Below are 23,066 nucleotides of genomic sequence, written 5' to 3' on the forward strand. Positions count from 1 at the left end.
TGCACGAGTGTGGATTTCTCCGCTGCCGAGTGCCGTCGGGTCAGGGCAGCCCCCTTGGCCCGACGGCACTCGGCAGCCCCCTGCAAGGTTTTCGCAAGGGTGCGGCAGGCGTTCCGTCCCGGTCGGCGGAAAAGGCCTCTGACGGAGGAACAATCCGCAGAGAATCACGGGGGACACCATGTCTGCGCTTGGCTCATCGGATACGACCGGACAGCAACCATCCGCGAGATCACGTCAGTGGCTGACGCTCGCGGGACGCAAGAAAGTGCTGGCCATTGCCCATACCCTCACCTACGTGAAGCGGCTCCTCGACGTCCTGTCGCTGCTGGAGGCCGACTTCCGTGTGCAAGTGGTCTTCACTGTGCCGCCGCATGTCTTCGGCGACGAAGTACCCCGCTACCTGGCGCAGTTGGGAAGCCCCTTGCTGCCCTGGGAGGAAGCGAAACGTCTGAGGTTCGATCTGGCGCTGGCCGCGGGTCCGCAGGGTGTCGCGGATGTGAGCGCACCGCTCATCGCGCTGCCGCACGGAGCCAATTACGTGAAGCGCATCGTCGGAGCCGGGGAGGCCGAGGCCGGTGTGGCGGGGCTGCGCCGGAGGGACATCATGCCGGACGGAAAGACACTGCCCGCGGCACTCGTCGTACCGCATCGCGACGAGCTGCGCGAGCTGGCGCGGTCCTGCCCGGAGGCTCTGCCCGTCGCGCACGTGATCGGAGATCCGGCCCACGACCGGATCACGGCGAGCCTGCCGCTGCGCGACGCGTACCGCAGGGCGCTCGGGCTCACGGACGGGCGGGAACTGGTGGTATTCGCTTCGACCTGGGGGCCGGGCTCGTCCTTCGGGCGGATCGAGGCGCTGGTTCCGCGGTTGATCGGCGAACTGCCGGCCGACCGGTACCGGACGGCGGTCCTCGTCCACCCCAATGTGTGGTCGGGACACGGCCCCTGGCAGATTCGCGCGTGGCTGGCGGAGTGCAGCAGGCGGGGGATCGCGATCGTGCCTCCCGAGGCCGACTGGCGGAGCGTACTGATCGCCGCGCATCGGCTCCTCGGTGACCACGGATCGGTGACGCTGTACGGGACGCTCACCGGAGCCCCGATACTGCTGACCGGCTCGCCCGCGGAGGAAATCAATCCCATGTCTCCGGCCGCCGCGCTCGCCATGACGGCACCCACGCTCTCCCCTGCCCATCCGCTCGTGAGCCAGCTCGACTACGCGGCGGCCGAGTACCGCGAGGAGGAGTACGCCGCCATCGCCTCCCGTATCACTTCGGAACCGGGGGGCTTCAACCGACGGATGCGACGGCTGATGTACGAGGTGCTCGGGCTGGGGCAGCCCGCCCATGAGCCGCTGACCGTACCGCTGCCGATGCCTCCCCCGCTGAAGGCGTGGACCGCCGCGTCAGCGCGAGGGGCGGAGTCGGCGTGAACCGCTTCGCCGGTACCGGACTCCGGAGACACGGGGACGAAGGTTCCGGTGCGCGGACCCGGTAACTCGACGGTCCGCCGGGTCACTCCGAAGTGACACCCTCCTGCGAAGGACCGGCCGGAGGCCTCTCCAGGCTCTCCAGCCGGTCCCTCATCCGGTCCGCGTCGGCCGGGCTGGTGACCTCGTGCAGCGCCAGCGCCCGCGTATAGGCATCCACAGCCATGATCATGTCACCGTGTTCCCGGGCACTCTCACCGAGCATCTCCAGCGTCCTGGCCTGCCAGTGGAGCGACCCGGACCGGGTGAACACCGCCAGTGCCTCACCGAGTTGGGCCGCACCCGGCGCGTACTCGCCCGCGCACACCCGGGCACGGCCCAGGAACGCGAGCGCACGCGCGGTGTCGTGCGGGTCCTTCACCGCCGTGAGCGTGTCGCGGGCCCGGGTGAAGTACGCGACGGCTCGCTGCGGTTCGTCCACCGCGAGTGCGATCTCGCCCAGTACGACCTGTGACAGCGCCACACCCCTGAGATATCCGCAGCTCTCCCACGCGGCGATGGCCCTCGTCAGATGAGGAACGGCCGCGTCCAGCCGACCGGCGTTGCGGCAGCAGGCACCCAGGCCGTGCAGTGCCTGTCCTTCGTCCCGCACATCCCCCGCCGCCCGCGCCGCCCGAAGCGATTCCTCGTACCACACGATCGCGTCATCGATCCGGCCCGCGGCGTCCAGGCCGATGGCTCCGGAGTTGAGCATCTGGCGCTCCGCCGTACTGTTGCCGGCCCGCCGGGCAGCGGCGAGCCCGATCTCATGAGCCTCGATCCAGAGGTCGTAGTGGCGCCGGCGCAGGAACAGGGGCCAGGCGGCGTCGACGAGCTGCCAGGCGCAGTCGTCCCACCCGCTGTCCGAGGCGATGCGCACGAAGGCCATCAGATCCAGCCGGTGTCCGTCCAGCCACGCGAGTGCGCCCGCGTCGTCCGAGAAAGGAAGCGGCAGGTCCGATGGATAGAGATAGTCCCTCGGTAACGTGAACTGCGCCGGAGTGAGCCGTTCCTCCGCCGCGGTCACGGTCGCCAGGAACCAGTCGCACACCCGCCGCAGCGTCTCCGTCCGCGCGGATTCGCTCTCGTCCCGGGCGGCGCGGTCGCGCGCGTGGGCGCGTACGAGATCGTGGAAGCGGCAGACGTCAGGGCCGATGTCCTCGACGAGGTTGGCTTCGATCAGCTCGTCCAGCGGACCTTCCGCCGACCCGACGGACACCCCGCACGCCGCCGCCGCGGTCCGGACGTCGAACGTCCCCACCGGAAGCAGGCCGAGCCGCCGGTACAGGCGTGCGGCATCGGCTGTGAGCACGGTGTACGAAGCGTCCAGAGCGTTGCGCACCGCGGCTTCCCCTTCGATTTCGAGTACGGTCAGCGGTCCGGCGTCCCGCGCGAGCGCGTCCGCCAGTGTCCTGAGGGACTGGCGTGGGCGCGCTGCCAGGCGCGCGGACGCCAGGCACAGTGCCAGGGGCAGACCCGCGCAGAGAGCCACCACCTCGCGCGCCGCGCGGAGTTCGCCGGCGGTACGCCGGCTGCCCACCCCGTGCGCGAGCAGTTCCAGACTCGCGGCCGGGTCCAGCACTCCGAGCGGGCGGAACACCGCGCCGTCGACACCGAGTCCGGTCAGCCGCCGTCGGCTGGTCACCACGACCAGGCCGTCCGGACCGCCGGGCAGCAGTGGACGGACCTGGGCTGCGGTGAACGCGTTGTCCAGCATCACCGCCATCCGCAGGCCGGCGGTCACGGAGCGCCAGAGCGAGGCCTGCTCGGCCAGGTCCGCGGGGACCGATACGACGCCGAGCGCTCGCAGGAACTGCCCAAGGATTTCCGTGGGCGTGGCCGGGCCCGCGGCCTCCGCCGGTCCGGTGGCCGACACCGTACCGGCGGGCTCCGTCCCGAGGTTCACATGCCCCCGGAGATCGGCGTACATCTGCCCGTCGGGAAACTCTTCGCCCACCGAGTGCAGCCACTTGGACACCAGCGTCGTCTTGCCCACCCCTGCCGGACCGCTGACCACCACAAGCAGTTGCGAGGATCCCGGCTTCTGTACGAGGAGCCGGTCCAGGCCCCCCAACTCGCTCTCCCTCCCGGCGAAGTGGCCGGGTACGGACCGGAGCTGCCGGGGTACCGACGGACGGAACGCCGGAGACGGGGAGGCGGGGACGGGCGCGGCATGAATGTGTATGCCGCCCTGTACATCGCGTGCCTGCACCGTCGGGCCGTACAACTGGGCAGCGCCGTCAATGGTGTTCCCGTGGCCGCCGCTCGTGCCGGTCACCGCCCGGGGCTGGACCGCCGGCCGCGGCGAGCTCCTGGCCAACCGGACGAGTCCCGCCATCAGGGGCGGTCTCGTACGGGCCGCCTCGGTCAGCGCGTCGGCGAGCAGTCTGCGGAACAGGGAATCGCCCGGCGCCGCGGCTGCCCGCCGCCACACCTCGGACTCAACGCTCCCCGCAGAGGTTTCCGCGCCAATCAGCGCTGAAAGCTCCTGCCGGACACGCCGGCCGTCGCCGTCCGGCTCCTGGGTGAAAGCGCGCGCGAGCACGTTCATCACCTCGGCGGCCGTAACCGGATCCATGGGCCCCCCGCTGGTCAACCACCGTATGCGCGAACGCTGTTGTCGCCGCCCCTCGATTCCTCTGATTCCTCGTCTCTATTTCACTACCCAGTCCATAGTCAGAAGAAGACATCAGTCGATCACGCAAGAGAACAGATCAGCCAGTTTCACCCATGGCCGACTGGCGGCCCTCCTGGGAGCGTGACATCCTCATCAAAAATATGAAGGACCAGCAGCGGGAGGGCGCTGGTGGACTTCCAGATTCTGGGTCCGGTCGAAATCAGCAATGACGGGCACCCGCTGAACTTGGGGTCCGACAAATTGCGCTGTTTGATCGCAGCGCTCGCGCTCCACGCAGGACGCCCCATTGCCCTGGATACGCTCGTCGATTACCTATGGGACGACGATCCTCCGCCCAAGGCGCGTCAGAACACGCACACATACGTCTCGCGTGCCCGTCGGCATCTGCGCCGCGCCGGGGAGGCCCCCGACGCACCCTGGATCAGCCACCGGGCCCATACGTACACCCTGGACGCCGATCCGGACTCGATCGACTGGCACCGCTGCCGGCGCCTCTACGCGGAGGCGCGCGCCGCGTCCCACGTCGGCGACGACGAAACGGCCCTGGCCCGGCTCGCCCGGGCGGAAGGCCTGTGGAAGGGCGAGGCACTCGCCGGGCTGCCCGGCACCTGGGCGGAGAGAGAGCGCAGAACGCTGTCGGAGAAGCGCCTCGAAGCCACCGTCTCCGGCATCGCCGCGTCGTTGCGGCTCGGCCGCTTCACCGAGCTGATCAGCGAGTTGTCGGCACTCGTCGACCAGCATCCGGCCGACGAAGGCCTCATCGGACATCTCATGGTCGCGTGCTACGGCAGTGGCAGGTACGCCGACGCGCTGCGGGTCCACCAGCAGGCGCGTCAGTCACTGCGGGCGGAATTCGGCTCGAACCCGGGCGCCGACCTGGATCGTATCCACCGCGGCATTCTCGACCGCGTTCCGGTGGACGATCTGATTCCGGGCTCGGTACGGGGCCGTACGCGGGACTCGGGGCCGCGCGGTTCCGCCGCCCGGGACACCGGACCACCCGCTCCGGCGTCCCGCCCGACAGCGCGCCCCATGGCGCCCCGGAACCTTCCGCGGCAGACGCCCCTCGTCGGGAGACGTGAGGAACTGCGGCTCCTCAGCGCGGCGATCGACACGGCCGCCGGAAACAGATCCCTTGTCACACTGGAAACAGTGTCCGGAATGGCCGGAGTGGGGAAGACCGCCATAGCGGTCCACGCGGCGAACCAGTTCGCCGAGCACTTTCCGGACGGGCAGTTGTATGTGGACTTACGAGGACATTCCACAGTTCAGGAACCGTTGACCGCGGAGGCGGCGCTCGCCCTGCTGCTTCGCCTCATCGGTATCCCCGCCGCGGCGATCCCCAGAGACCTGGAGGAGCGCACGGCCTTGTGGCGGACCATGCTCGCGGACCGCCGTTCCATCATCGTGCTGGACGACGCGGCCAATCCCGATCAGGTCCGGCCGCTCCTGCCCGGCGACTCGGCGTCTCTCACCATCGTGACCAGCCGCCGCCATCTGGCGGGCCTGCCGGACGCCCATCCGGTGCCGCTGGACGCGCTGCCTCCCGGCGACGCGATCGCGCTGTTCCGGAAGTTCGCGGGCGAGGAACGCACACAGGACATAAGAGAGATCGCCGGAATCGTACGCCTCTGCGGCTATCTGCCGCTGGCCATCGAGCTGGTCGCCAACCGCTTCCGGACCCGGTCGTCCTGGACCCTGGCCACCCTCGGCGAACGGCTCGCGCGCAGCCCCGGCCGGCTCGGCCAGATCACGGACGGTTACAACTCCATGGGGCGAGCATTCGATGTCTCCTACCAGACGTTGAGCGCGGGGCAGCGCACCGCGTTCCGCCGGCTGGGCCTCCATCCGGGAACGGAGTTCGGAGCAGAGGCGGCCGCGGCGCTGCTGGATCTGCCCGCTGCGGAGACCGAGCGGCTACTGGAGGAGTTGTTGACATGCCATCTGATCCTGGAGCCGACTCCCAACCGGTACAGAATGCACGACCTGCTCGCCGAATACGCCCGCTCGCTGGCCGGGTCCGAGGACAGCGAGGAGGACCGCGGTGCGGCTCTGCACCGCTTGACCGACTTCTACATCGAGGCCGCGGACCAGGCCGACCACCTCGCGTATCCGCGCCGGCTGCGGCTGACGGCGCGCGACGACGAGTCGGCGGTGCGCCCGCGCCACGCCGACGAGGCGAGAGCATGGTTCACCACGGAGCGGGGCAATCTGCTGGCCGTCGAGCAGTACGCCCGTACACACGGCTCACCGGACCGAGCCGCCCGGCTCGGGCATGTGCTGGCGGCGTTCCTTGACGCGGAGTGCCACTGGTCGGACCTGAGTGTCATCGCCCGGCACACCGCCGACCACTGGAGCCGCACCGGAAACCAGCGGGCGCTCTGCCAGATCCTCGTGTACCTGAGCGAGACCCACGCCAACACGGCGCACTACCCGGAGGCGGCGGAGACCGGCGAGCAGGCCCTCGCCATCGCCCGCGCGACACGCGACTCCAGAGCGGAGGCGGAGGCGCTGCGTGTGCTGGGGGTACTGCAATGGCATATCGGCGAGAACCGGAAGGCGCTGGCGTTGCTGGAGGACTCCTTCGCAATCAAGGCCGCTTCGGGGGATGTCTGGGAAACCGCCCGGGCTCACAATAACGTCGCGATGATGCTGCCGGCCCTGGAAGAGTACGATCAGGCCCGGAAGCGTTTTCAGATGGCCGCAGAGGGGTTCAGAAAAGCGGGCGACAAGAGAAGCCTCGGAAAAGCTCTGAGCAATCTGGGCGACTTGTATCTGCATTTCGGAGAAATACAGGAAGCACGTCGGTCGCTCGAAGAAGCACTGACACTTCTGGAGAGTACGGGAAACCTGTACGAGAAGGCCACCGTGCGAACAAATCTGGCCGACTTCCTCACGAAAATCGGCGACAGCAGGGCCGCTTTGCCATTATACAGAGATTCCCTCGATGGATTTCGTTCTCTCGGCGACAGGAAGAGCCAGGCGAACGTCCTCATCGGACTGGGCGAGTCGTACCGCGTCGCAGGTGACCAGCAAGAAGCCGCCGCTTGCTATCGAGACGCATATAAAATCGCCCACAAAATTGGTGCGGCGCACGAGGCAAGTCTCGCGCTCCAGGGGCTGACGAGGACAGCCCCCTCTTCGAGCAGCCAACGGGGCGCCACCGACCACCCGTGATTTCCCGGTACGACGACGGGCACGGCGTACCGGCAGCGAAATTGGTCTGGGCCAATTGAGAACCTTGACGTTTTGGCTGTCGCCCAGCTATCCAGTAGCCTGATCGCGCAACGCTGATCGAAGTTCGACAGGAAGACATGCGCGTGGTGAAGAAGGCCCTATCAGCCATGACGATCGCGGCAGCCCTGACCCTCGCCGGATCAGGGGCGGCAATGGCAGCGGCCAAGGATTCAACACCGGCACCGACATCGAGCATGTCCCGAGGCCTCGGGGAGAGCATATACATGCCGATATACATGCCGATATAGTCAGGGCTGAAAACGGGGGCGGTATTCACCGCCCCCTCTTTTTTGGTGCCGTCACTCCCGCGGGTCGAGTTGACTGTCGAGCCGGTCGACCAGCTCGTCGCGGCCGACATCAGGACGCGTCGTGGCGCCGGCGCTTTCTGCTGCTGCGGGCCTTCAGGGCGTACCTGGTCAAGGGGCGTATGGGCCATGGCGGGTTGGGGACCTGGAGTGCCCGAGCGAGTGGGGGGTCCAGTAGGGCCGCGGCTGCCAGGGGGGCGAGGCGGGACAGGAAAGCGGGGAGGCGGGACGAGAGGAGGGCGCGGCTGGCCGAGTGCCAGAGGGCGCGGCCGGCTTCGGTGGGGGCGAAGTGGGCGGTTTCGTAGGCGGTCATCCAGCGTTCCACGGCCGGCAGGTCGTCGCCCCGCAGGTCCGGCAGGTCCGGCAGGTCCAGTGCGGACGCCAGGGCTCGGTGGAAGGCGTACGCGGCGGCGCGTTCCTCGTCCGTCACGCGGCGGTGGCCGTGGGCGTCGATGAAGCGCAGCGGGCATACGGTGAAGCAGGCCAGCACATAGTGCATCAACTCCGGGGTGATGCCCGGGCGGGTGTGGACCCGGCGCAGGTCCGCCACAATGCGGCGGCCGTTCTCGCTGTCCACGCCCTCCCCGATCAGCGCGAACATCGCCACGCCCGTCGCCTTCGCCCGTGCCCTCGGTTCGTCGGTCATCCGGCCCGTGGCGTACAGCACCCGCGCGATGTCCGGGATCCCGAAGGTCCGGATGAAACCCAGGCTGAGTCCGGCCTTCGCTTCCTCCGGCATGGTCTCCAGGACCAGACGGGCGTACGCGCCGTAGCCGGTGCCAGCCGCCCACGGGCCCTGTGTCCCGGCTTGTGCCCTTGTGCCTCCGGCTGCCTCCCGCGGGCCCGTCGTCGTACCGTCCCGCATTCCGCCGTCCCTCATCCCGTCGCCACCGCCAGTGCCTCGTCCGTCAGCGGCGCGTACAAGTAGCCCGCCACCCGCACCAGGTGCGCTCGTTCGTCGACCGGTTCCGTGTCCAGGCCCGGGAGGGGGGTCTGGTTCTCGCGGGGGCGGGGCTCGGTTCCGGTGTTCAGGGCCGCGACCGCGGAGCGGAGAGCCGTCGCCACGGTCAGGGCCGCGCGGTCCGCGGCGTCCAGGCCCGCCCGTTCGGCGACCGTCGCCGCCGCCGTGACCGTCTCGGGGGCGATCCAGGGGCGGAGGGTGAGCTGGCCGTCTCGGATCTCCAGGCCGCGGCGGGCGGTGCGCCACTCCAGGTCGCGGAACGCGAGGCGTTCGGTCCAGGCGGACGGCGGGTCCTCCAGGGCGAGGCGGCGGTCCGCGCCGTACACCAGGTCCCACAGCGGGCGCAGCGCCTGGTAGTCGCGGCGCCTGCGGGTCCAGGCGGCGACGGCCGGGCCCGCGAAACCGGCCGTGATCAGCATCGCGCCGAGCGCCGCGAAGACCGGGCCGAGGGCGGTGCTCAGCCATTCCGTACCGGTCACGCCCGCGAACGCCGCCCCGATCGCGATGAGTTTGCACACCACATAGCCGCAGGCCACATAGCCGCCGAGGGCGATCAGCCGGATGCCGCGGCGCAGCCAGCCGTACGGGAGCCGGGAGGCGTGTCCGTAACACACCCGGCTGATGTCGGTCAGCGCGAAGCCGAACAGCACCTGGTAAATGACCAGGAACACCGCGATCTGCGGGATCGTCGCGAAGGTGGTGTCGAAGGTGAGCGGGGACTCCGGGCTGTCGGCGCCGCCGGTGAAGAAGAGGACGGCCATCACCGGGGCCAGTACCGCGAACACCGCGAGGCGCCGCCGTACATGACGCCAGGTGTCGCCCGCCGCGTCCCACACCCGCGCGTTGGCGCGCTGTTTCGGCGGGGTCCACATCCGCGCCAGTACGACGGCCCCGGCGGAGAAGCTCGTAATGCCCAGATAGACCAGGAGAGTTGAGAGATTGCCGAGGCCGGTGACGCTGTCGATCAGCCGGTACAGCACCGGCGAGGCCAGCACGAACGCGGTCGACGGCGCCGCGATCGTCAGCGCGACGACCAGCAGACCGGGGGACGGATCGCGGCGCCACGCCCGGAACTTGAGGATCGCCACGACCCAGCCCATCGTACCGATGCCGAGGTAGACGGCGTTGAACGGCGCCTCGGGTATGTCAGACATGCCGCCCCCGCCGCCCTTGCCGCCCCCGTCGTCCGTACCGCTCGCGCTGTCCGTACCGCTCCCGCTGCTCGCGCTGCTCCCGCCGTCCCCGCCGGTCCGTGCGTATGTCAGACATGCTGGCCTTTACGGTTCTCCAGCGCGGGCGCGAGCTGCGACGTCGTACCGTCCCCCGGCGCCAGCAGCAGGGTGCGGGTCAGCTCGGCGCCCAGGATCTCCGCCTCCTCCTCGGCCGCCCCGTCGTAGTGGGAGCGGCCCAGGACCAGGCGGAGCATGTCGGCGTCGATGGTGGGCAGTTCGACATGGGCGGCGTCCTCGTCCTCGGCCGGGGGCTCGCCGAGATGCCCGCACAGAAGATGGGCGAGTTCATGGCAGATGATGTGCGCCTGGTGCAGGCCGGAGGTCTCCTGCTCGAAGTGGATGATGTCCTCGTCCGCGCGCCGCTCGACGAACCCGGACGGCTCACCCAGCCGCATCCGCCGCGGCACCAGCCGGACTTCGCGGCCGGAGCGCTCGGCGACCGCCGCGCACAGCTCCTCCACCGTGCTCATCCGAGGAAGATCGAGCTGCCGGACCATGGCCCGCATCCGGCGGCGGGTACGTCCAAGATCTCGCACGTTCTCCCCATCAGCCGTCCGCCAGTGCCCCAACGGCGTCAGCCGGTCGTCGGTCACGCCTCGGGACCGTCCGGACCGTCGGGACTGTTGGGCAGTCCGACCGCCCTGCGCAGTTGTTCCACCACGGTCAGAGCCGCGTCCTGCATCTCCGGGGGCAGTCCGGCCGCCCGCATCGCGATGCGCTCCACCCGGGCGTCCCGAAGTGCCTCGATCTTACGCAAGTCACGCTCGACGGCGCGGGCGGTGGCGGAATCGGTGAAGTAATTCAGCGGGATCCCGAAGAACTTGGCGATCTTCACTGCGTTCTCCAGGCTGGGTTTCTGGGTGCCTTTGCGGAGATTCCCGATGTACGTACCGCTCAGGCCGGTGCCCTCGGCGATCTCGGAGTCGCGCCAGGGACGGCCGAGATCCTTTGGGTAGATGACCGAAATCACGCGCCGGAAGCGGGCGGCGAAGTCCAGCGCGTCCGAATCCTCCGGGCCGAGGTCCGAGTCCGGTGAGTCCGGGCCGACGTCTGAAGGGTCCGGGCCCCGTGAATCCCGGCCGACGTCCGGATCCGATGAGACCGGTACGGCGTCGTCCGCACCCGCACCCGGCGCACCCGTGCCCGTGCCCGTGCCCGCGTCCATACCCGACCCCCGTCCGACGGCTCTCCCCCTTCACCAGGTCCAAGAGCTGATGCTTCCGAGCGTGGAGAATCGGTGGCCATGAGCCGGATCATAGGACCCTTCGGCCAACGAAGGGGATCCCCGCCGCCAGCGCGATTTACACGATCGTGTCGAGTGAGCCGGTCAAAAGACTCATCCAGCGAGAAAATACCGCCAATCATTCATCAAGCAATCAACTTTAGTTGACTTACGCTCAGGTCAAGTACAGGATCGAGACGCTGGGGATGCACCTCTTGGCCGTTTCTCGACGGCACCCGGCTACGCAGGGCGCTGGGCGCCGCTGCCCCACGGGGGTGGGCAACAGTGCCCGGCGCCATAGGCCTCAGGGTCATGTGTGCCGGGACGCGGTCGGGGGGAGGAGCGGGGCGGCTCCTCCCCCCGACCGGCAGTGCGGGTGCGTGCCGGGTGAGGCCGTGCGGGTGCCCGACCGGCAGTGCGGGTGCCGGATCGGCTACGTGCCTATCGCTTACGTGCCGATCGCTTACGCGCGGGTCAGTTACGTAACAGCCCCCCGCCTCACGTCAGCCTCACCTGCTTCTTCGCCGACGTACTCGACACGAAGTTCCCGTTCCCGGAGTACGACGCCGTCACCGTCGCCGTCCCCTTCACCTTCGGCAGCGTGACCGAGAAGCTGATCACGCCCTTCTTCGCAGCCGTCAGACTCACCTTGGTGGTCGTCGTCGTACCGCCCACCTTCGCCGTCACCGTGATCGTCCCGGTCGGGTAATCCGCGGCGCTGTGCCCGCCGACCACGACCTTGACCGTCTCCGACTTCCCGCGAGCCAGCGTGGTCTTCGACAGCGTCAGCGAGGTCGTCGTCTTCGCCTTGACGACCGTGAGCTTCTGCGTCACGACATCGCTGGGCTCGACGAGATCGGTACCCAGATACCGCACGGACACGGTGTGCGTGCCGACCGCCAGGGACGCGGGGAGCTTGAACGTACCCGCCCCGCTCGCCCCGACCTTCGCGGTCAGCGAGCCCGTACCGTACGAGACGCTCACCGTGCCGTTCGTCGCCCCGGCCACCGAGAAGACGCCGGACACGGCGTGCCCGTAGTCGGCGGACTTCGACAGCAGGGCCATGGCGATGGCGCTGCGGCCCTTCGTCAGTACCAACTGCACCGGTGCCGAGGACGAGACGTCCGCGGTCCCGGTGCCGCCGAAGGCCGCGGTGAAGGTGTGCGTACCGGCCTTGAAGCCGGCCGGGATCCGCAGGGACGCCGCCCCGCCGGAGACCTTGGCCGTACCGAGGACGGTGGTGCCGTCCCGGAAGGTGACCGTACCGCCGTCGGTTACCGCGCCCGTTGCCGCGGCTCCCGCTCCCGTGACCGTCGCCTTCAGCGTGACCGACTGGCTGATCTTCGGCGCGGCCGGGTCGAGGGTGAGCGCGGTCGAGGTGGTCGCCAGGACGGTGACGCCCGCCGTGCCCGTGAAGCCGGAGCCCGCGCCCGCCGCGCTGATCACGGCCTTTCCGTACGGCTGGTCCGCCGGGAGGGCGGCCTGGAACGAGACCGTACCGTCGCTCGCCGCGACCGCGCTGCCCAGCGCCACCGGGCCGCCTGCCGCAGAACCACCCGTCACCGGGCCGCCTGCCGCGGAACCACCCGCCACCGCGCCGAGCGTGAACGCCACGCTCTCACCGTCGCGGTAGCCGCTCCCGGTGACCGTGACCGTCGCCCCGGGCTCGGGTGTGGCGTCGCTGACGGTCAGCGTGCCCGGCCGGGAGAGCGCCGCGTACTCGGCGCAGACATCGCCCTGGACACCGACCGCGGGCACGGCGGTCGCGGGCTCGGCCACCCCGTCGTCCTCGCGGACCGCGATGGTGCCGAAGTCCTGGGCGCCGAGGACCGCGTTGCTGGAGTTGGACACCCCGAGCTTGTACGAGGTGCTGGGCGTCGCCCCGGCGGCGGTGTCGCCGGTCACCGGAATGTCGACCACCTGGCAGGTCTCGCCGGGCGCGAAGGTGACCTTCTGCATGGCGAGTCCGACCTTGCCGGTCGCGGAACCGACCACCGTGGCGTACGCGGTGACCGGCGCGGCGCTCGTACGCGACAGATAGACCGCGGCCTGGACCGCGCCCGGACCGTTGCCCTCCTCGGTCTTCGTCGACGCGATGTTGACGGTCGGACGGGCCTGCGGGCTCGCCGTACCGACGCTCTTGTCGGCGAAGGCCAGGTCGGAGAGATACACCCCGCCGCTCGCGGTGGTGTCCGCGCCGACCGCGCCGGTGAAGGTGACCTTGGTGATGTGCTTCAGGTCGAGCCCGGCCTCGGCCAGGGTCGCCGTGTCCACCGCCACCTGCTGGAGCACGATCTTGCCCAACTGCGACGCGCCGCTGGCCGGCATCCTGGTCACACCCCACGTGTTGAGGGCGGAGACCAGGCTGCTCCAGGTGTGCCCGGCGGAGTCGGTGACGCTCAGCGTCATGTCCGTACCGGTGGTGACGCTCTCGTCGGGCGACATGGCGACGGTCATCTCGTCGTACGCCGACACATTCTGCTGGGCGGACGACAGGGTCACACCGAGCGCGCCGGTCGTGGCCGTCCAGGTGAGATGCGTCATGACATTGAGCGGGACGTTCGGCGCGAAGGAGGCCGGAGTCCAGTGCGGGAGCTGCTGGTTGGTGAGGGTGCTGCCGGGGTTGGTGCACAGCGGGTACGGCTGGGGAACCGTACGCCCCGACTTGCTCGCGCAGATCGTGGCCGTCGCCGTCGACGTCGTACCGATCAGCGGGCTGGTGGTCTTGAACGCGGTGATGTCGCGGCGCGTGGAGGACGGCTGCTGTGCCACCGTACGGACGTCCCCCGCGAAGGCGGCCACCGAGGGCGGGGTGAGCTGCGAGCCGTCGAACAGGCCCTGGAACTGGGTCCTGCCGCGCAGGGTCAGCTCGAAGAACCCGGAGATGTAGGCCGCGCCGAGCTGGTACTGCTGCTCGGCGGTCATCCGGAGGTTCTTCCCGGAGGCCAGGGCGGCGGGGCTCGTACCGCACACCGGGTCGGCGGTGTTCGACCAGTCGTCGGAGCCGCCCGGGGAGGGCGGTGTCCACTGCGAGTTGAAGAAGTTGTGGTCCGCGCCCATGACCCAGAGGTTGGAGCGCAGCACATTGTCGGAGAACGCGTCGCGCGAGTCCGCGTAGAAGTGCTGTCCCTGCTGGTCGGAGACGTCGCCGTCGCAGTACGGCAGGATCGTGGTGGTGACCACGTCGGGCAGGGTCGTACGGGTGAAGTCGACCGGGGCCAGCGGGAGTACGGACTTGATCTTCCACGGGTCCGGCAGGGCCGCGTTGAGGGCGGCCGCCGAGACGACGCCCTCGCCGCCGCGCGAGTGGCCCATCAGCCCGATCGAGCCGAAGTCCATGGTGCCGACGAGCTGGGACGCCGTGATGGCCGAGCCGGGGTAGGTGGCCTTGCCGGCGGTCAGCGCCTGCTCCAGGGTGACGTCCTGATCCGTCACCGCGTCGTGGTACGAGACGGGCTCGCCGGCGTTGGCCTTCTTCAGCATGGCCAGTGTGTCGAGAACGAGCTGGCCGCGGCTGGCGGCGCCGTTGTCGGGCGAGAGCTGGTTGTCGTTGGCGTTGATCGCGTTCGCGGAGATCGACACGACGGTGACACCGTCGGCGGCGAGGGCCTCGGCCGCCGCGTCGTACCCGGCGAAGCTGGGGATCGGCGCCGTACCGGGCGCACAGGGCCAGCCGCTCGCGCCGCGCAGGGTGGTGAGGTTGTAACAGGAGCTGTGGCGGCCGTGCAGGAAGACCGCCACGGGGTGCGGCTTGCCGTCGGTGGGCAGATAGATACGGCCCTGGAACTCGCCGCGTATACCGCCGATGTCGGCGAGCGGGATGGACTGCGCGCCGAAGTTGTAGTCGGCGATGGTGTACGAACCGGTGCCGATGGTCGTCGGGTCGTCGGGGGTGGTGCCCTCCGGCCCTTCTTCCTCGCCCGCGAGCTTCTTGGCCTCGTTGGCCTCGGTGAGCTTGCGCGCCTTGGCCTGCGCGGAGGGCGAGACGAGGGCGGTGGGCCCGGTGGCGGTGCTGTCGCCACCGCTGGACCACTGCCAGTCGATCTTCTCGGCGTCGGCGACGGATGCGTCGGTCGTCGCGACGGTGAGGGTACGCCCGTCGGCGGACTCGGCGGCCGGACCCAGATCCGTACCGTCCGCGAGGAGTTCGGGCAGGTCGTCCTTGACGGGGAGGGGGGCGTCGAGCTTGAGGGATACGAGGTAGCCGCCGGCGGCGCGGGTGACGGTCCAGCCGTCGCCGGAGCGGACGACGGGGGAGTCGTCGGTGGCGGGGGCGGCGAGGGCGGTTGGCGCAAGGGACACCGAGACAGCGCTGAGCGCCACCAGCCCCGCGACCGCGGCGAGCGGACGCAGACGCGTCCGCACGGGTCTTGTTATATCCACTCTTCGTATGTGCACGGGTGCCTGACCTCACTTTCGAGCGCGCGGACGACAGCCGTCCACGCGAGGCGCGTCGCGTCGGGGGACGCGAGGCGCTCGACTGATCGAGAGCCGGGCAAACGTTCACATCTGAACTATCTGAATTGGGCAATGAAACCCAGAAGTTTCCCACTTTTGATCTCGGTGTCATGGAAAACGGATTGAACGATGACGTACCGGATATGTCGGCCGAGGGGTCTGACCTGGGCGTTTGCGGAACGCGTAACACGGGGCCGGAGGGCAGTCCGAGGGATGGACAGGGTGCTCCGAGGGGTGGACGGACGGGCCGGGGCGGGCGGCTCGGGGCGGGACGGGCGGCGCGGGGCGGGGCGCCGGTCGTACGCCTCGTACCACTGCTCGCGCTACCAGCGCACGGGAAGCCGGTGGAGGCCGCGGAGCAGGCTCGGACGCCATTCGGGTACGGCGGTGCCGTCGAGGGCGAGGTCCGGGAAGCGGTGCAGCAGCGCGGGCAGCGCGATGGAGGCTTCGAGCCTGGCCAGGGGCGCACCGAGGCAGTGGTGAATGCCATGGCTGAAGGCGAGTTGCGCGCGGTTGGCGACCGGGTCGCGACGGATGTCGAACCGGTCGGGGTCGGCGAAACGCGCCGGATCACGGTTGGCGGCGGCCAGCGATATGACGACGCGCTCACCCTTCGGTATGCGGGTGCCGGCGAGGGTGAGGGTCTCGGCGGTGTAGCGGTACGCGGCGATCTGCACGGGCGGTTCGTAACGGAGGGTCTCCTCGATGACTCCTTTGAGCAGGGCGGGATCGGCACGGAGGGCGGCGAGTTGGCCGGGGTGGGTGAGGAGGAGATGGACGGCGCTGGAGATGAGGTTGACGGTGGTCTCGTGCCCGGCGACGAGCAACAGGAAGGCCATGCCGAGGAGTTCGTCGGGAGCGAGGTGGTCACCGTCGCGGTCGTGTGTACGGACGAGGTCGTACAGAAGATCACCGCCGACAGCGGCCGAGTGACGCTTGTCCTCGACAAGGCCGGTGAGGTACGCGGTCATGGCACCCGCGGCGGCGGCCGCGGCCTCCGCGTCGTCAAAGGCGACGATCTTGCCGGACCAGTCATGAAAGGCATCGCGATCGGCGACGGGGACGCCGAGGAGTTCGCAGATGACGGTGATGGGGAGGGGGAAGGCGTAGGAGGTGACGAGATCGGCGTGGCGGGCGGCGTCCGAGCTGGGGCCGGGGGCGGCGGTGCCGGGTCCGGGTCCGGCGGGGGCGGCCGGGGCGGCGGGGGCCATGTCGTCGAGGAGCCCGGTCGCGATCTCCTGGATCCGCGGCCGCAGCTCAGCGATCCGCCGCGCGGTGAACTGCCGCGAAACGAGCGCGCGAAGCCGAGTGTGATCAGGCGGATCGACCTGAAGCATGTTGCGCCCGATGGCATAACCGCCGTCGCTGTCGTACGAGACGGAGTGCCGCACATCATTCCGCAACCGCGAGTCCCCCAACGCGGCGCGAACGGCGTCGTATCCCAGCACCATCCACACGTCTTCCCCGGCCGGCATCCGCAACCGCCGCACGGGTCCCTCGGCACGGAGCTTGCGATAGGCGGGATAGGGATCGGCGAAGAAGTCGGGCGCGGCGGAGGTGAGTTCAACAATCTGATCGGCACGCATGGCGCCTCCAAGCCAACTGGGGACACATCCCCGTTTCACAGAAGGGCCCGACCCTACCAAGAAACGGGGACACCTCCACGCTTAGGGGGTGGCAGAAGTGGTCCCCGCACACGCGGGGCCGGTCCTCCAGCACGCCTCCCGCCGCGGGGTTGCGCCAACTCAAGGCGCCCGCCCCCGGACTGACCCCGGCACGGCTGTCAGCCGCGCCGACCGGAGGCGACGGCTATGGGCTGGATCACAGTTGAGGTTGACCTTGGGGCAGGGTGGAGGCTCGTCGCATCGGCACGACGCCGACCCGGGCACAACCGATGTGAGGGAGCAACATGTTCACCAGCCTTTCCGGCCAGGGACAGGATCGTCCGGAACTGCGGAAGTCGATCGAGGAGTTGGTCGAGTCCGGTTTCCTCGGGGTTCAGCTCCGGGTGAACGACGAGCAGGGCGAGTGGGTCGGCAGCGCCGGCGTGCGCGAGCTGGGTCAGCGCGCCGAGCCGCTGGTCAACGGGCACTTCCGCATCGGCAGCAGTACCAAGAACTTCGTCGCCGCCTCGGTGCTCCTGCTGGTGGCCGAGGGCAGGATCGGCCTGGACGCCCCGGCCGATGACTACCTGCCCGAGTTCGGGCTCGACCGGCGGATCACGGTGCGGATGCTGCTGCAGCACACCAGCGGGATCTTCAACCACACCGGCGAGCTCTACGAGGACGGGACGATCGTGCCGGGTGTTCCCTGGCAGGGCAAGGAGTGGGTGGAAGGCCGCTTCAAGACCTACCTGCCCGAAGAGCTGGTGCGGTTGTCGTTGTCCAAGCCGACACGGTTCGCGCCCGGCACGGGCTGGAGCTACGCCAACACCAACTACGTGCTGGCCCGGCTGGTGGTCGAGAAGGTCACCGGCCGTTCGTTCGCCGAGGAGTTGCAGCGGTTGATCCTGGGGCCGCTGGGGATGCCCGGCACCGTGGTGCCGGGCACCTCGCCGGAGATCCCCGAGCCGCACAACCACAGCTACTACCGCTACGAGGACGCCGGGCAGGAGCGGACGGTCGATGTCACCCGTCAGAACCCGTCCTGGATCGGAGCCGGTGGTGACATGATCTCGACCACCGGAGACCTGCACACGTACTTCTCCGCGCTGATGGGCGGCACGCTCCTGCCGACCGAACTGCTGGCCGAAATGCGCACGCCGGAGGCGACGGTCGGCTACGGCCTGGGGGTGTTCGCGCACGAAACAGACAGCGGCACCGTCTTCCATCACAACGGCGCCACGATGGGCTCGGCGGCGCTGATGTACAGCACAGCCGACGGGACCAAAACCCTGACCGCCGGGCTGACCTGGGTGGACGACGCCGGCCTGGCGATAGCGCCGGCATTCCGGACCGCCCAACAGCGACTCGTCGCCGAGGTGTTCTGCGGCAAACTGGGCTGATGAGGAACGGAGTCACGATCGGGCAGGCGGCGGCGTTCGTCGGCGTCACGCTGAAGACGGTGCGGCACTACCACAAGCTCGGCCTGGTCGCGGAGCCGGAACGGGACAGCTCCGGCTATCGGCGGTACGGATCCGGAGAGCTGCTGCAACTGGTGCAGGTACGGACGCTGGCCGCCGCGGGCGTGCCGCTGGCAGAGATCGGGCCCATGCTCGACGCCGATGCCGCGCGGTTCGGCGCCGCGCTCGCCGATGTCGAGCGGCAGCTCACCGAACGCATCGATGAGCTGTTCGCCCGCCGCGACACGCTGCACCGGCTCGCCGACGGCGACCGGGCCCTGCTGCCCGAGCGCGCTTGCGCGATTCTGGACCGGATGCCCGGCCTCGGCTTCAGCCCCGACTACGTGGCCGCACAACGCGAGGCCCTGGTGCTGGCCCAGGCGCTGGTGCCGCAGGGCTTCGACGGCTTCCTGAGCCAGCTCGAACACGGCCTCGACGATCCCGAGTACGTCGACCTGGCCAAGCGCGGCCGGGAGGCTGAGAGCTGGGAACCGGACGACCCGAGGATCGAGGAACTCGCGACCGCCATGGCCGGCCACTACCTCGCCAATCCCGGGCTGCAAGGGGATCACACCAGTCTGCGGGCATGGGCCAAGGCTTCGGCCCAGTACAAGTTGATCAACAACCACCGCGAGGACCAAGCGCCGGTCGCGGCCCGGCTGACTGCGCTCACCGAGGCCAAGCTCCGCGCCGCAGGCGTACCCATGCCGCACCGATGACGGAATCCTCGACGAGTTCCGCGCCGCCGGAATGCCCGGCTTCGAGCGATACGCCCTCGCCCGCGCCCGGATCGTGCTCGACCGGCTCGACGGAGTCATCGCTCGGATCCTGGCCGACAAGGCCCGGCTCGACGCCGATCAAGCCTTCAGGGAGGCCGGCGAATGGCTCGATGCCTACGCCAGCGTCGTCTCTTCGCCCAGGTCGAGGCAGTGGCCCGGCGGTCCGGGCATGGCGCGGTGCTGGACGCGTGGGGTGAGGACTTGGACCTGATGCGACCGCAGTAGGAGCACACCGCAGGAACCAGGGGCTGGGCGTCTGTTGTCAGAATCCTCGGCGCTCGTCCAGGCGGTTATCGAGGCGTCCACCGAAGACTCTGCGCCGTGCTTCCGCGCGCTTCAGGTAGGCCGCATGTTCCGCGTCCAGGTCCACGATCGTGAACTCAAGCAATTCCATGATCAGTTGGCCTGCCAGCACCCAGTTGAGCTGCCGGCTCTCGAACGCCACGCCGCCCGCGTCGTAGGCCACTGGGAATAGCCCGCCGGGCTGGTACAACGCTCCGTGGACCCCCGCCACGACGAACGTCCGCACCCGCAGCGCGACATAGCGTTTCCGCAAGTGGGGACACGCCCCGACCGAAGTGACCGCGCACGGTACGCACAGGGGCGGGTGGGTGGTGACGTAGCCGGGCTTGTGCAGCTCCGGGTAGTCCGCGTCCTCGCCGACCACCCACAGCGTGCCGTCGTCGGTACGGTCGGAGGGCCCGCCGCAGATCTGGCACAGGAGTTTCCGCATCGCGTGGCGCTGGCGCAGGAAGTGCACGTTCCCGAACTCCGGCCGCCCCTTCCCCGGACTCAGCCCCACCCGCTTCCACAGCACGCCCAGGTCATCACGCTCGTACGGCCCTTCGTCGGCGTACGCGATACCGCCGCCCCGGACGACCAACGTGCCCTGCGGCCGGTGCTCCGACGACCAGCAGGCGATGTACGGAACGACCGGAGGCTTCCCGACCGGCGCGGTCACGAGCCGTCCCGCTCGACGGGCCGTACGAGCGGCACCGACAACGACGCCCAGACCACCTTCCCCGGCCCAACCCGCTCAGCCACACCCCACTCATTCGCCAACGCCTCCACGAGCAGCAGCCCCCGCCCGTCCGACGCCTCCGGATCCGCCGTACGCGGCCGCGGCCGGTCCGGCGAACCGTCGTGCACCTCGATCCGTAACCCGCCCGAACTGCGGAAGTAGCGCGTCTCGATGACCTGCTCCGGCGTCACCCTGGCATGCAAACCGGCATTGCTCAGCAGCTCGGACAGAATCAGAACAGCCGAGTCCTCCAGCACGGACAGCCCCCAATCCGCCAACGCCTTACGCAACTCCAACCGCGCCAGCCCCACACACCGCGGATCCCGACTCCACCGCAGCACAACACCGCAGCCTGTTGGGGTCAGTTGATCGCATAACGTGAGCACGGACTGCGCCAGACAGTGCACGTACCGCCCCGGGCCGAGCAGTCCGGGTCCGGCGGTCAGGCGCCGCCGGGCCTCCTCGACGCCCGCTTCGGCGAGGCGTCCGAGACGAGCCTCCGCCTCGGGAATCAGGAGCGCCAAGTGGCCGCGCAATCGGCGCGCGGCCGTCTCCAGCTCCCCGTCCGACAACCGGGTTTCCGAGGCGATCACACCCCGAGCTGTGTCCATCATGGTGGCGAAGTCGAGGGGTGGCAGTGACTCGGGCTCGGGCGGTGCAGGTTCATCGGCGTTGATTCCCATGGGTCGCTCCCTGGCGGAAAGGGCTTGGGATTCCACCGTCTCCTCTCGGCCGGGCGTCGGGAAAGGAAAGTCCCAGGAAGGCTTACTTCACGGGAAGGGGAAACTTCTCTACACAGCGAGTCTGCACCCTCGCTACGGTGACACAGGTCATTTCCAGGGAGACTTGATGACCCATCACCAGCCCAACTTCACACTCCGGTTACTCATGGGTGAGTACGGCTTCACCCGCGAAGGGCTTGCCGAAGAGGTCAACGACACCGCCGAAGAGATCTTTGGCGAACCCGGCCGATGTTCCGCGCGCCTGGTGGGGCATTGGCTGAGCGGGAGAATCACCTGGCCGCGAGATCGTAGCCGCATGCCGCTGGAAGCCGTCTTCGGTCGGCCCGCCGGCGAACTGGGATTCAAGGCTCCCGCCGTAGGTGCACCTGGGGTTACTGTTCGCAGGTCAAAGCAAGCCTCGTCCAACTCCCCGGACTCTCCCGTGCACCGTCGCAAGTTCGTGCTCAGCCTGACCGGTACGCTGCTCGCGCTTCCCACCCTTCCAGAGGCCGGCCGACTCGGCCTGGCGGATGTGGAACGCGTTCGAAGCGCCGCTGTACGGCTACACCAGTTCGACGACCTCCACGGAGGCGCCGAACTGTCCAAGGCCGCAGCCCATTACATTGATCACGTCGAGAGTGCGGCACGACGCTGCACCTACGGTGACCGAGTCCAGACCGGCCTCTACAGCGCGCTTGGGGAAGTCGCAACCAGTGCGGGCTGGTTCGCCTTTGATGACGGACAGCAAAGGACTGCTCGTCATTGGTGGGATTCAGGACTGCGCTACGCCCTGCTTGCGAATGACAAGAGACTCCAGGCACGGATCTGGTCATCCATGTCGCATCAGGCGAGCGTGCTGGGGCACGGAGGCGAGGCCGTGGCCATCGCTCGCGTGGCACTCGCGGAGACACGCGGGCGGCGGGACGGGCAGCTCTCCGCTCTTCTGCATACTCGCGTTGCCCGCGGTCACGCCGTACAGGGTCAAAGCGGCCGATGCGCACGTTCAATGCTCCGGGCCGAGCAGGAGTTTGAACGTCTGCCCGACCAACCACAACGTTGGCTGAGCTTCTTCAACGCCGGCGAGATCTCAAGCACGGCCGCGCTTTGTTTGATCGACCTGGGCCAGCCCTCCAAAGCTGTGGACGCTGCCCTCGACGCGCTGGCCGTAGTGCAGTCGACGCCGCTGAGGCGGAACGAGCTGGCGGCGCATGTCCGTCTTGGCAGGAGCCTGGTGGCAGCAGGCGAGTTGGAAGCGGCCGTTGCATCGGGGGAAAAGGCACTCGATCTCGTGCCCAAGGTGAGCAGTCCCCGGATCAGCGCGGGTCTGCGGCAACTCCGTGACGACTTGCTCGACCGCAGCCCCGTAAGGGCCGCGGAATTCTCCGAACGCTATAAGGCGGTGGCCACATGTCCGTAGATCTGCTGACGATCAGCTACTACACCCGAGCGCGGCTTCCCCAGATCCGCAGCACCATCCTGGATGTGTACGCCGACGTCTATGCGGACGACATCAGAAGTGATCCGTTCTTCTCCATAGAACGCTTTGAAGAGCGCTTGGAGGCGCACACATCTGCGCCAGGGTGGGGCTGCGCCGTTGCCGAGGTTGGCGACCAAGTTGCGGGCTTCACCTACGGGTTCACGGCACGCGACGACGACACTACGTTCAAGCTGTGCGAAAACATGCTGCGGCAGGAGTGGCGCAAGCGGGGAATTTCCCGGCTGATGCACGACGAGCTGATGAGCCACCGCCAAGAACAAAGGTCCCAATTGCTGGTCCGCCGTGAGCGTCCCCGCCTCCGGGCCATGTACGAAACCTGGAGTTACGAACACGCAGGCGAGAAGCTCCCCTTCCCCGACTCACCGCTGTACGACGTGATGGTGCTCGAACTGCACTGACGTTGCCATGCTCTCAGGGTGGGGCGGGACGGATTGCACGGATTAGGGAGAAATAGGAGCCATGCCGGT

15 protein-coding genes and 1 pseudogene are annotated in these 23,066 nt (G+C 69.0%); 7 read left to right on the top strand and 9 right to left on the bottom strand.

Annotated features, from left to right (window positions below; translation table 11 throughout):
• Positions 1 to 178: 178 nt before the first annotated feature.
• Entirely contained in the window at positions 179 to 1,429 is a 1,251-nt protein-coding gene (locus KQY30_RS16725) for a hypothetical protein (RefSeq protein ID WP_217307513.1), read from the top strand.
• A gap of 82 nt (positions 1,430 to 1,511) precedes the next feature.
• Here KQY30_RS16725 and KQY30_RS16730 read toward each other — a convergent pair whose 3' ends face one another.
• The gene (locus KQY30_RS16730; RefSeq protein WP_254407172.1) at positions 1,512 to 4,043 is read right to left on the bottom strand and encodes a tetratricopeptide repeat protein; all 2,532 of its coding nucleotides are present in this window, start codon (positions 4,041 to 4,043) and stop codon (positions 1,512 to 1,514) included.
• A 309-nt stretch (positions 4,044 to 4,352) separates the two neighbouring features.
• Between KQY30_RS16730 and KQY30_RS16735 the strand changes: the two genes are divergently transcribed.
• Entirely contained in the window at positions 4,353 to 7,280 is a 2,928-nt protein-coding gene (locus tag KQY30_RS16735) for a BTAD domain-containing putative transcriptional regulator (protein WP_217307514.1), read from the top strand.
• A gap of 417 nt (positions 7,281 to 7,697) precedes the next feature.
• Here KQY30_RS16735 and KQY30_RS16740 read toward each other — a convergent pair whose 3' ends face one another.
• The 6 genes from KQY30_RS16740 to KQY30_RS16765 form a co-directional block, all read right to left on the bottom strand.
• The gene (locus KQY30_RS16740; protein WP_217307515.1) at positions 7,698 to 8,525 is read right to left on the bottom strand and encodes an oxygenase MpaB family protein; all 828 of its coding nucleotides are present in this window, start codon (positions 8,523 to 8,525) and stop codon (positions 7,698 to 7,700) included.
• A complete protein-coding gene (locus KQY30_RS37125) occupies positions 8,522 to 9,760 on the bottom strand; it encodes an MAB_1171c family putative transporter (protein ID WP_217307516.1) in 1,239 nt (412 codons plus the stop codon). The genes KQY30_RS16740 and KQY30_RS37125 overlap by 4 nt, the downstream gene beginning before the upstream one ends.
• Positions 9,761 to 9,867: 107 nt before the next feature.
• On the bottom strand, positions 9,868 to 10,308 hold the full coding sequence (locus KQY30_RS16750) for a hypothetical protein (protein WP_217307517.1): 441 nt from the start codon (positions 10,306 to 10,308) through the stop codon (positions 9,868 to 9,870).
• 119 nt (positions 10,309 to 10,427) lie between these two features.
• Positions 10,428 to 11,003 carry a helix-turn-helix transcriptional regulator gene (locus KQY30_RS16755; RefSeq protein WP_217307518.1) on the bottom strand — a complete coding sequence of 192 codons (576 nt, stop codon included), beginning with the start codon at positions 11,001 to 11,003 and terminating at the stop codon, positions 10,428 to 10,430.
• Positions 11,004 to 11,558: 555 nt separating this feature from the next.
• Positions 11,559 to 15,425 carry an Ig-like domain repeat protein gene (locus tag KQY30_RS16760; protein ID WP_217307519.1) on the bottom strand — a complete coding sequence of 1,289 codons (3,867 nt, stop codon included), beginning with the start codon at positions 15,423 to 15,425 and terminating at the stop codon, positions 11,559 to 11,561.
• Positions 15,426 to 15,841: 416 nt separating this feature from the next.
• Positions 15,842 to 17,104 (bottom strand): cytochrome P450, encoded by a 1,263-nt coding sequence (locus KQY30_RS16765; RefSeq protein ID WP_217307520.1) that lies wholly within the window; start codon positions 17,102 to 17,104, stop codon positions 15,842 to 15,844.
• A 323-nt stretch (positions 17,105 to 17,427) separates the two neighbouring features.
• Between KQY30_RS16765 and KQY30_RS16770 the strand changes: the two genes are divergently transcribed.
• The 3 genes and pseudogenes from KQY30_RS16770 to KQY30_RS36495 all read left to right on the top strand — a co-directional run.
• Positions 17,428 to 18,522, top strand: coding sequence for a serine hydrolase (locus KQY30_RS16770; protein WP_217307521.1), 1,095 nt, complete (start codon positions 17,428 to 17,430; stop codon positions 18,520 to 18,522).
• Positions 18,522 to 19,298: a MerR family transcriptional regulator gene (locus tag KQY30_RS16775; protein WP_217307522.1), complete on the top strand. Its 777-nt coding sequence runs from the start codon at positions 18,522 to 18,524 to the stop codon at positions 19,296 to 19,298. Before KQY30_RS16770 ends, KQY30_RS16775 begins: the two co-directional genes overlap by 1 nt.
• Positions 19,299 to 19,305: 7 nt before the next feature.
• Positions 19,306 to 19,583, top strand: a pseudogene (locus KQY30_RS36495) (hypothetical protein); the annotation flags it as partial.
• A gap of 37 nt (positions 19,584 to 19,620) precedes the next feature.
• Here the strand turns inward: KQY30_RS36495 and KQY30_RS16780 are convergent.
• Together KQY30_RS16780 and KQY30_RS16785 are read right to left on the bottom strand one after the other, a co-directional pair.
• Complete coding sequence (locus KQY30_RS16780; RefSeq protein WP_217307523.1) at positions 19,621 to 20,319, bottom strand: hypothetical protein; 699 nt, start codon at positions 20,317 to 20,319, stop codon at positions 19,621 to 19,623.
• Positions 20,316 to 21,062, bottom strand: coding sequence for a DUF6415 family natural product biosynthesis protein (locus KQY30_RS16785; protein WP_254407174.1), 747 nt, complete (start codon positions 21,060 to 21,062; stop codon positions 20,316 to 20,318). Before KQY30_RS16785 ends, KQY30_RS16780 begins: the two co-directional genes overlap by 4 nt.
• Before the next feature lie 166 nt (positions 21,063 to 21,228).
• On the opposite strand from KQY30_RS16785, the gene KQY30_RS16790 reads away from it, so the two are divergent.
• On the top strand, positions 21,229 to 22,518 hold the full coding sequence (locus KQY30_RS16790; protein WP_217307524.1) for a hypothetical protein: 1,290 nt from the start codon (positions 21,229 to 21,231) through the stop codon (positions 22,516 to 22,518).
• Positions 22,509 to 22,997, top strand: a complete 489-nt coding sequence (locus KQY30_RS16795) for a GNAT family N-acetyltransferase (RefSeq protein ID WP_217307525.1) — start codon at positions 22,509 to 22,511, stop codon at positions 22,995 to 22,997. Before KQY30_RS16790 ends, KQY30_RS16795 begins: the two co-directional genes overlap by 10 nt.
• Positions 22,998 to 23,066: the final 69 nt, after the last annotated feature.

It is taken from the genome of Streptomyces sp. GMY02 (assembly GCF_019056675.1).
GTDB lineage: Bacteria > Actinomycetota > Actinomycetes > Streptomycetales > Streptomycetaceae > Streptomyces > Streptomyces odonnellii.

Coding starts and splice junctions, on each gene's coding strand:
- KQY30_RS16740 (WP_217307515.1), bottom strand. CDS start 8,525: ATGAGGGACGGCGGAATGCGGGACGGTACGACGACGGGCCCGCGGGAG.
- KQY30_RS16725 (WP_217307513.1), top strand. CDS start 179: ATGTCTGCGCTTGGCTCATCGGATACGACCGGACAGCAACCATCCGCG.
- KQY30_RS16730 (WP_254407172.1), bottom strand. CDS start 4,043: ATGGATCCGGTTACGGCCGCCGAGGTGATGAACGTGCTCGCGCGCGCT.
- KQY30_RS16795 (WP_217307525.1), top strand. CDS start 22,509: ATGTCCGTAGATCTGCTGACGATCAGCTACTACACCCGAGCGCGGCTT.
- KQY30_RS16755 (WP_217307518.1), bottom strand. CDS start 11,003: ATGGACGCGGGCACGGGCACGGGCACGGGTGCGCCGGGTGCGGGTGCG.
- KQY30_RS16770 (WP_217307521.1), top strand. CDS start 17,428: ATGTTCACCAGCCTTTCCGGCCAGGGACAGGATCGTCCGGAACTGCGG.
- KQY30_RS37125 (WP_217307516.1), bottom strand. CDS start 9,760: ATGTCTGACATACCCGAGGCGCCGTTCAACGCCGTCTACCTCGGCATC.
- KQY30_RS16785 (WP_254407174.1), bottom strand. CDS start 21,062: ATGGGAATCAACGCCGATGAACCTGCACCGCCCGAGCCCGAGTCACTG.
- KQY30_RS16765 (WP_217307520.1), bottom strand. CDS start 17,104: ATGCGTGCCGATCAGATTGTTGAACTCACCTCCGCCGCGCCCGACTTC.
- KQY30_RS16790 (WP_217307524.1), top strand. CDS start 21,229: ATGACCCATCACCAGCCCAACTTCACACTCCGGTTACTCATGGGTGAG.
- KQY30_RS16750 (WP_217307517.1), bottom strand. CDS start 10,308: ATGAGCACGGTGGAGGAGCTGTGCGCGGCGGTCGCCGAGCGCTCCGGC.
- KQY30_RS16775 (WP_217307522.1), top strand. CDS start 18,522: ATGAGGAACGGAGTCACGATCGGGCAGGCGGCGGCGTTCGTCGGCGTC.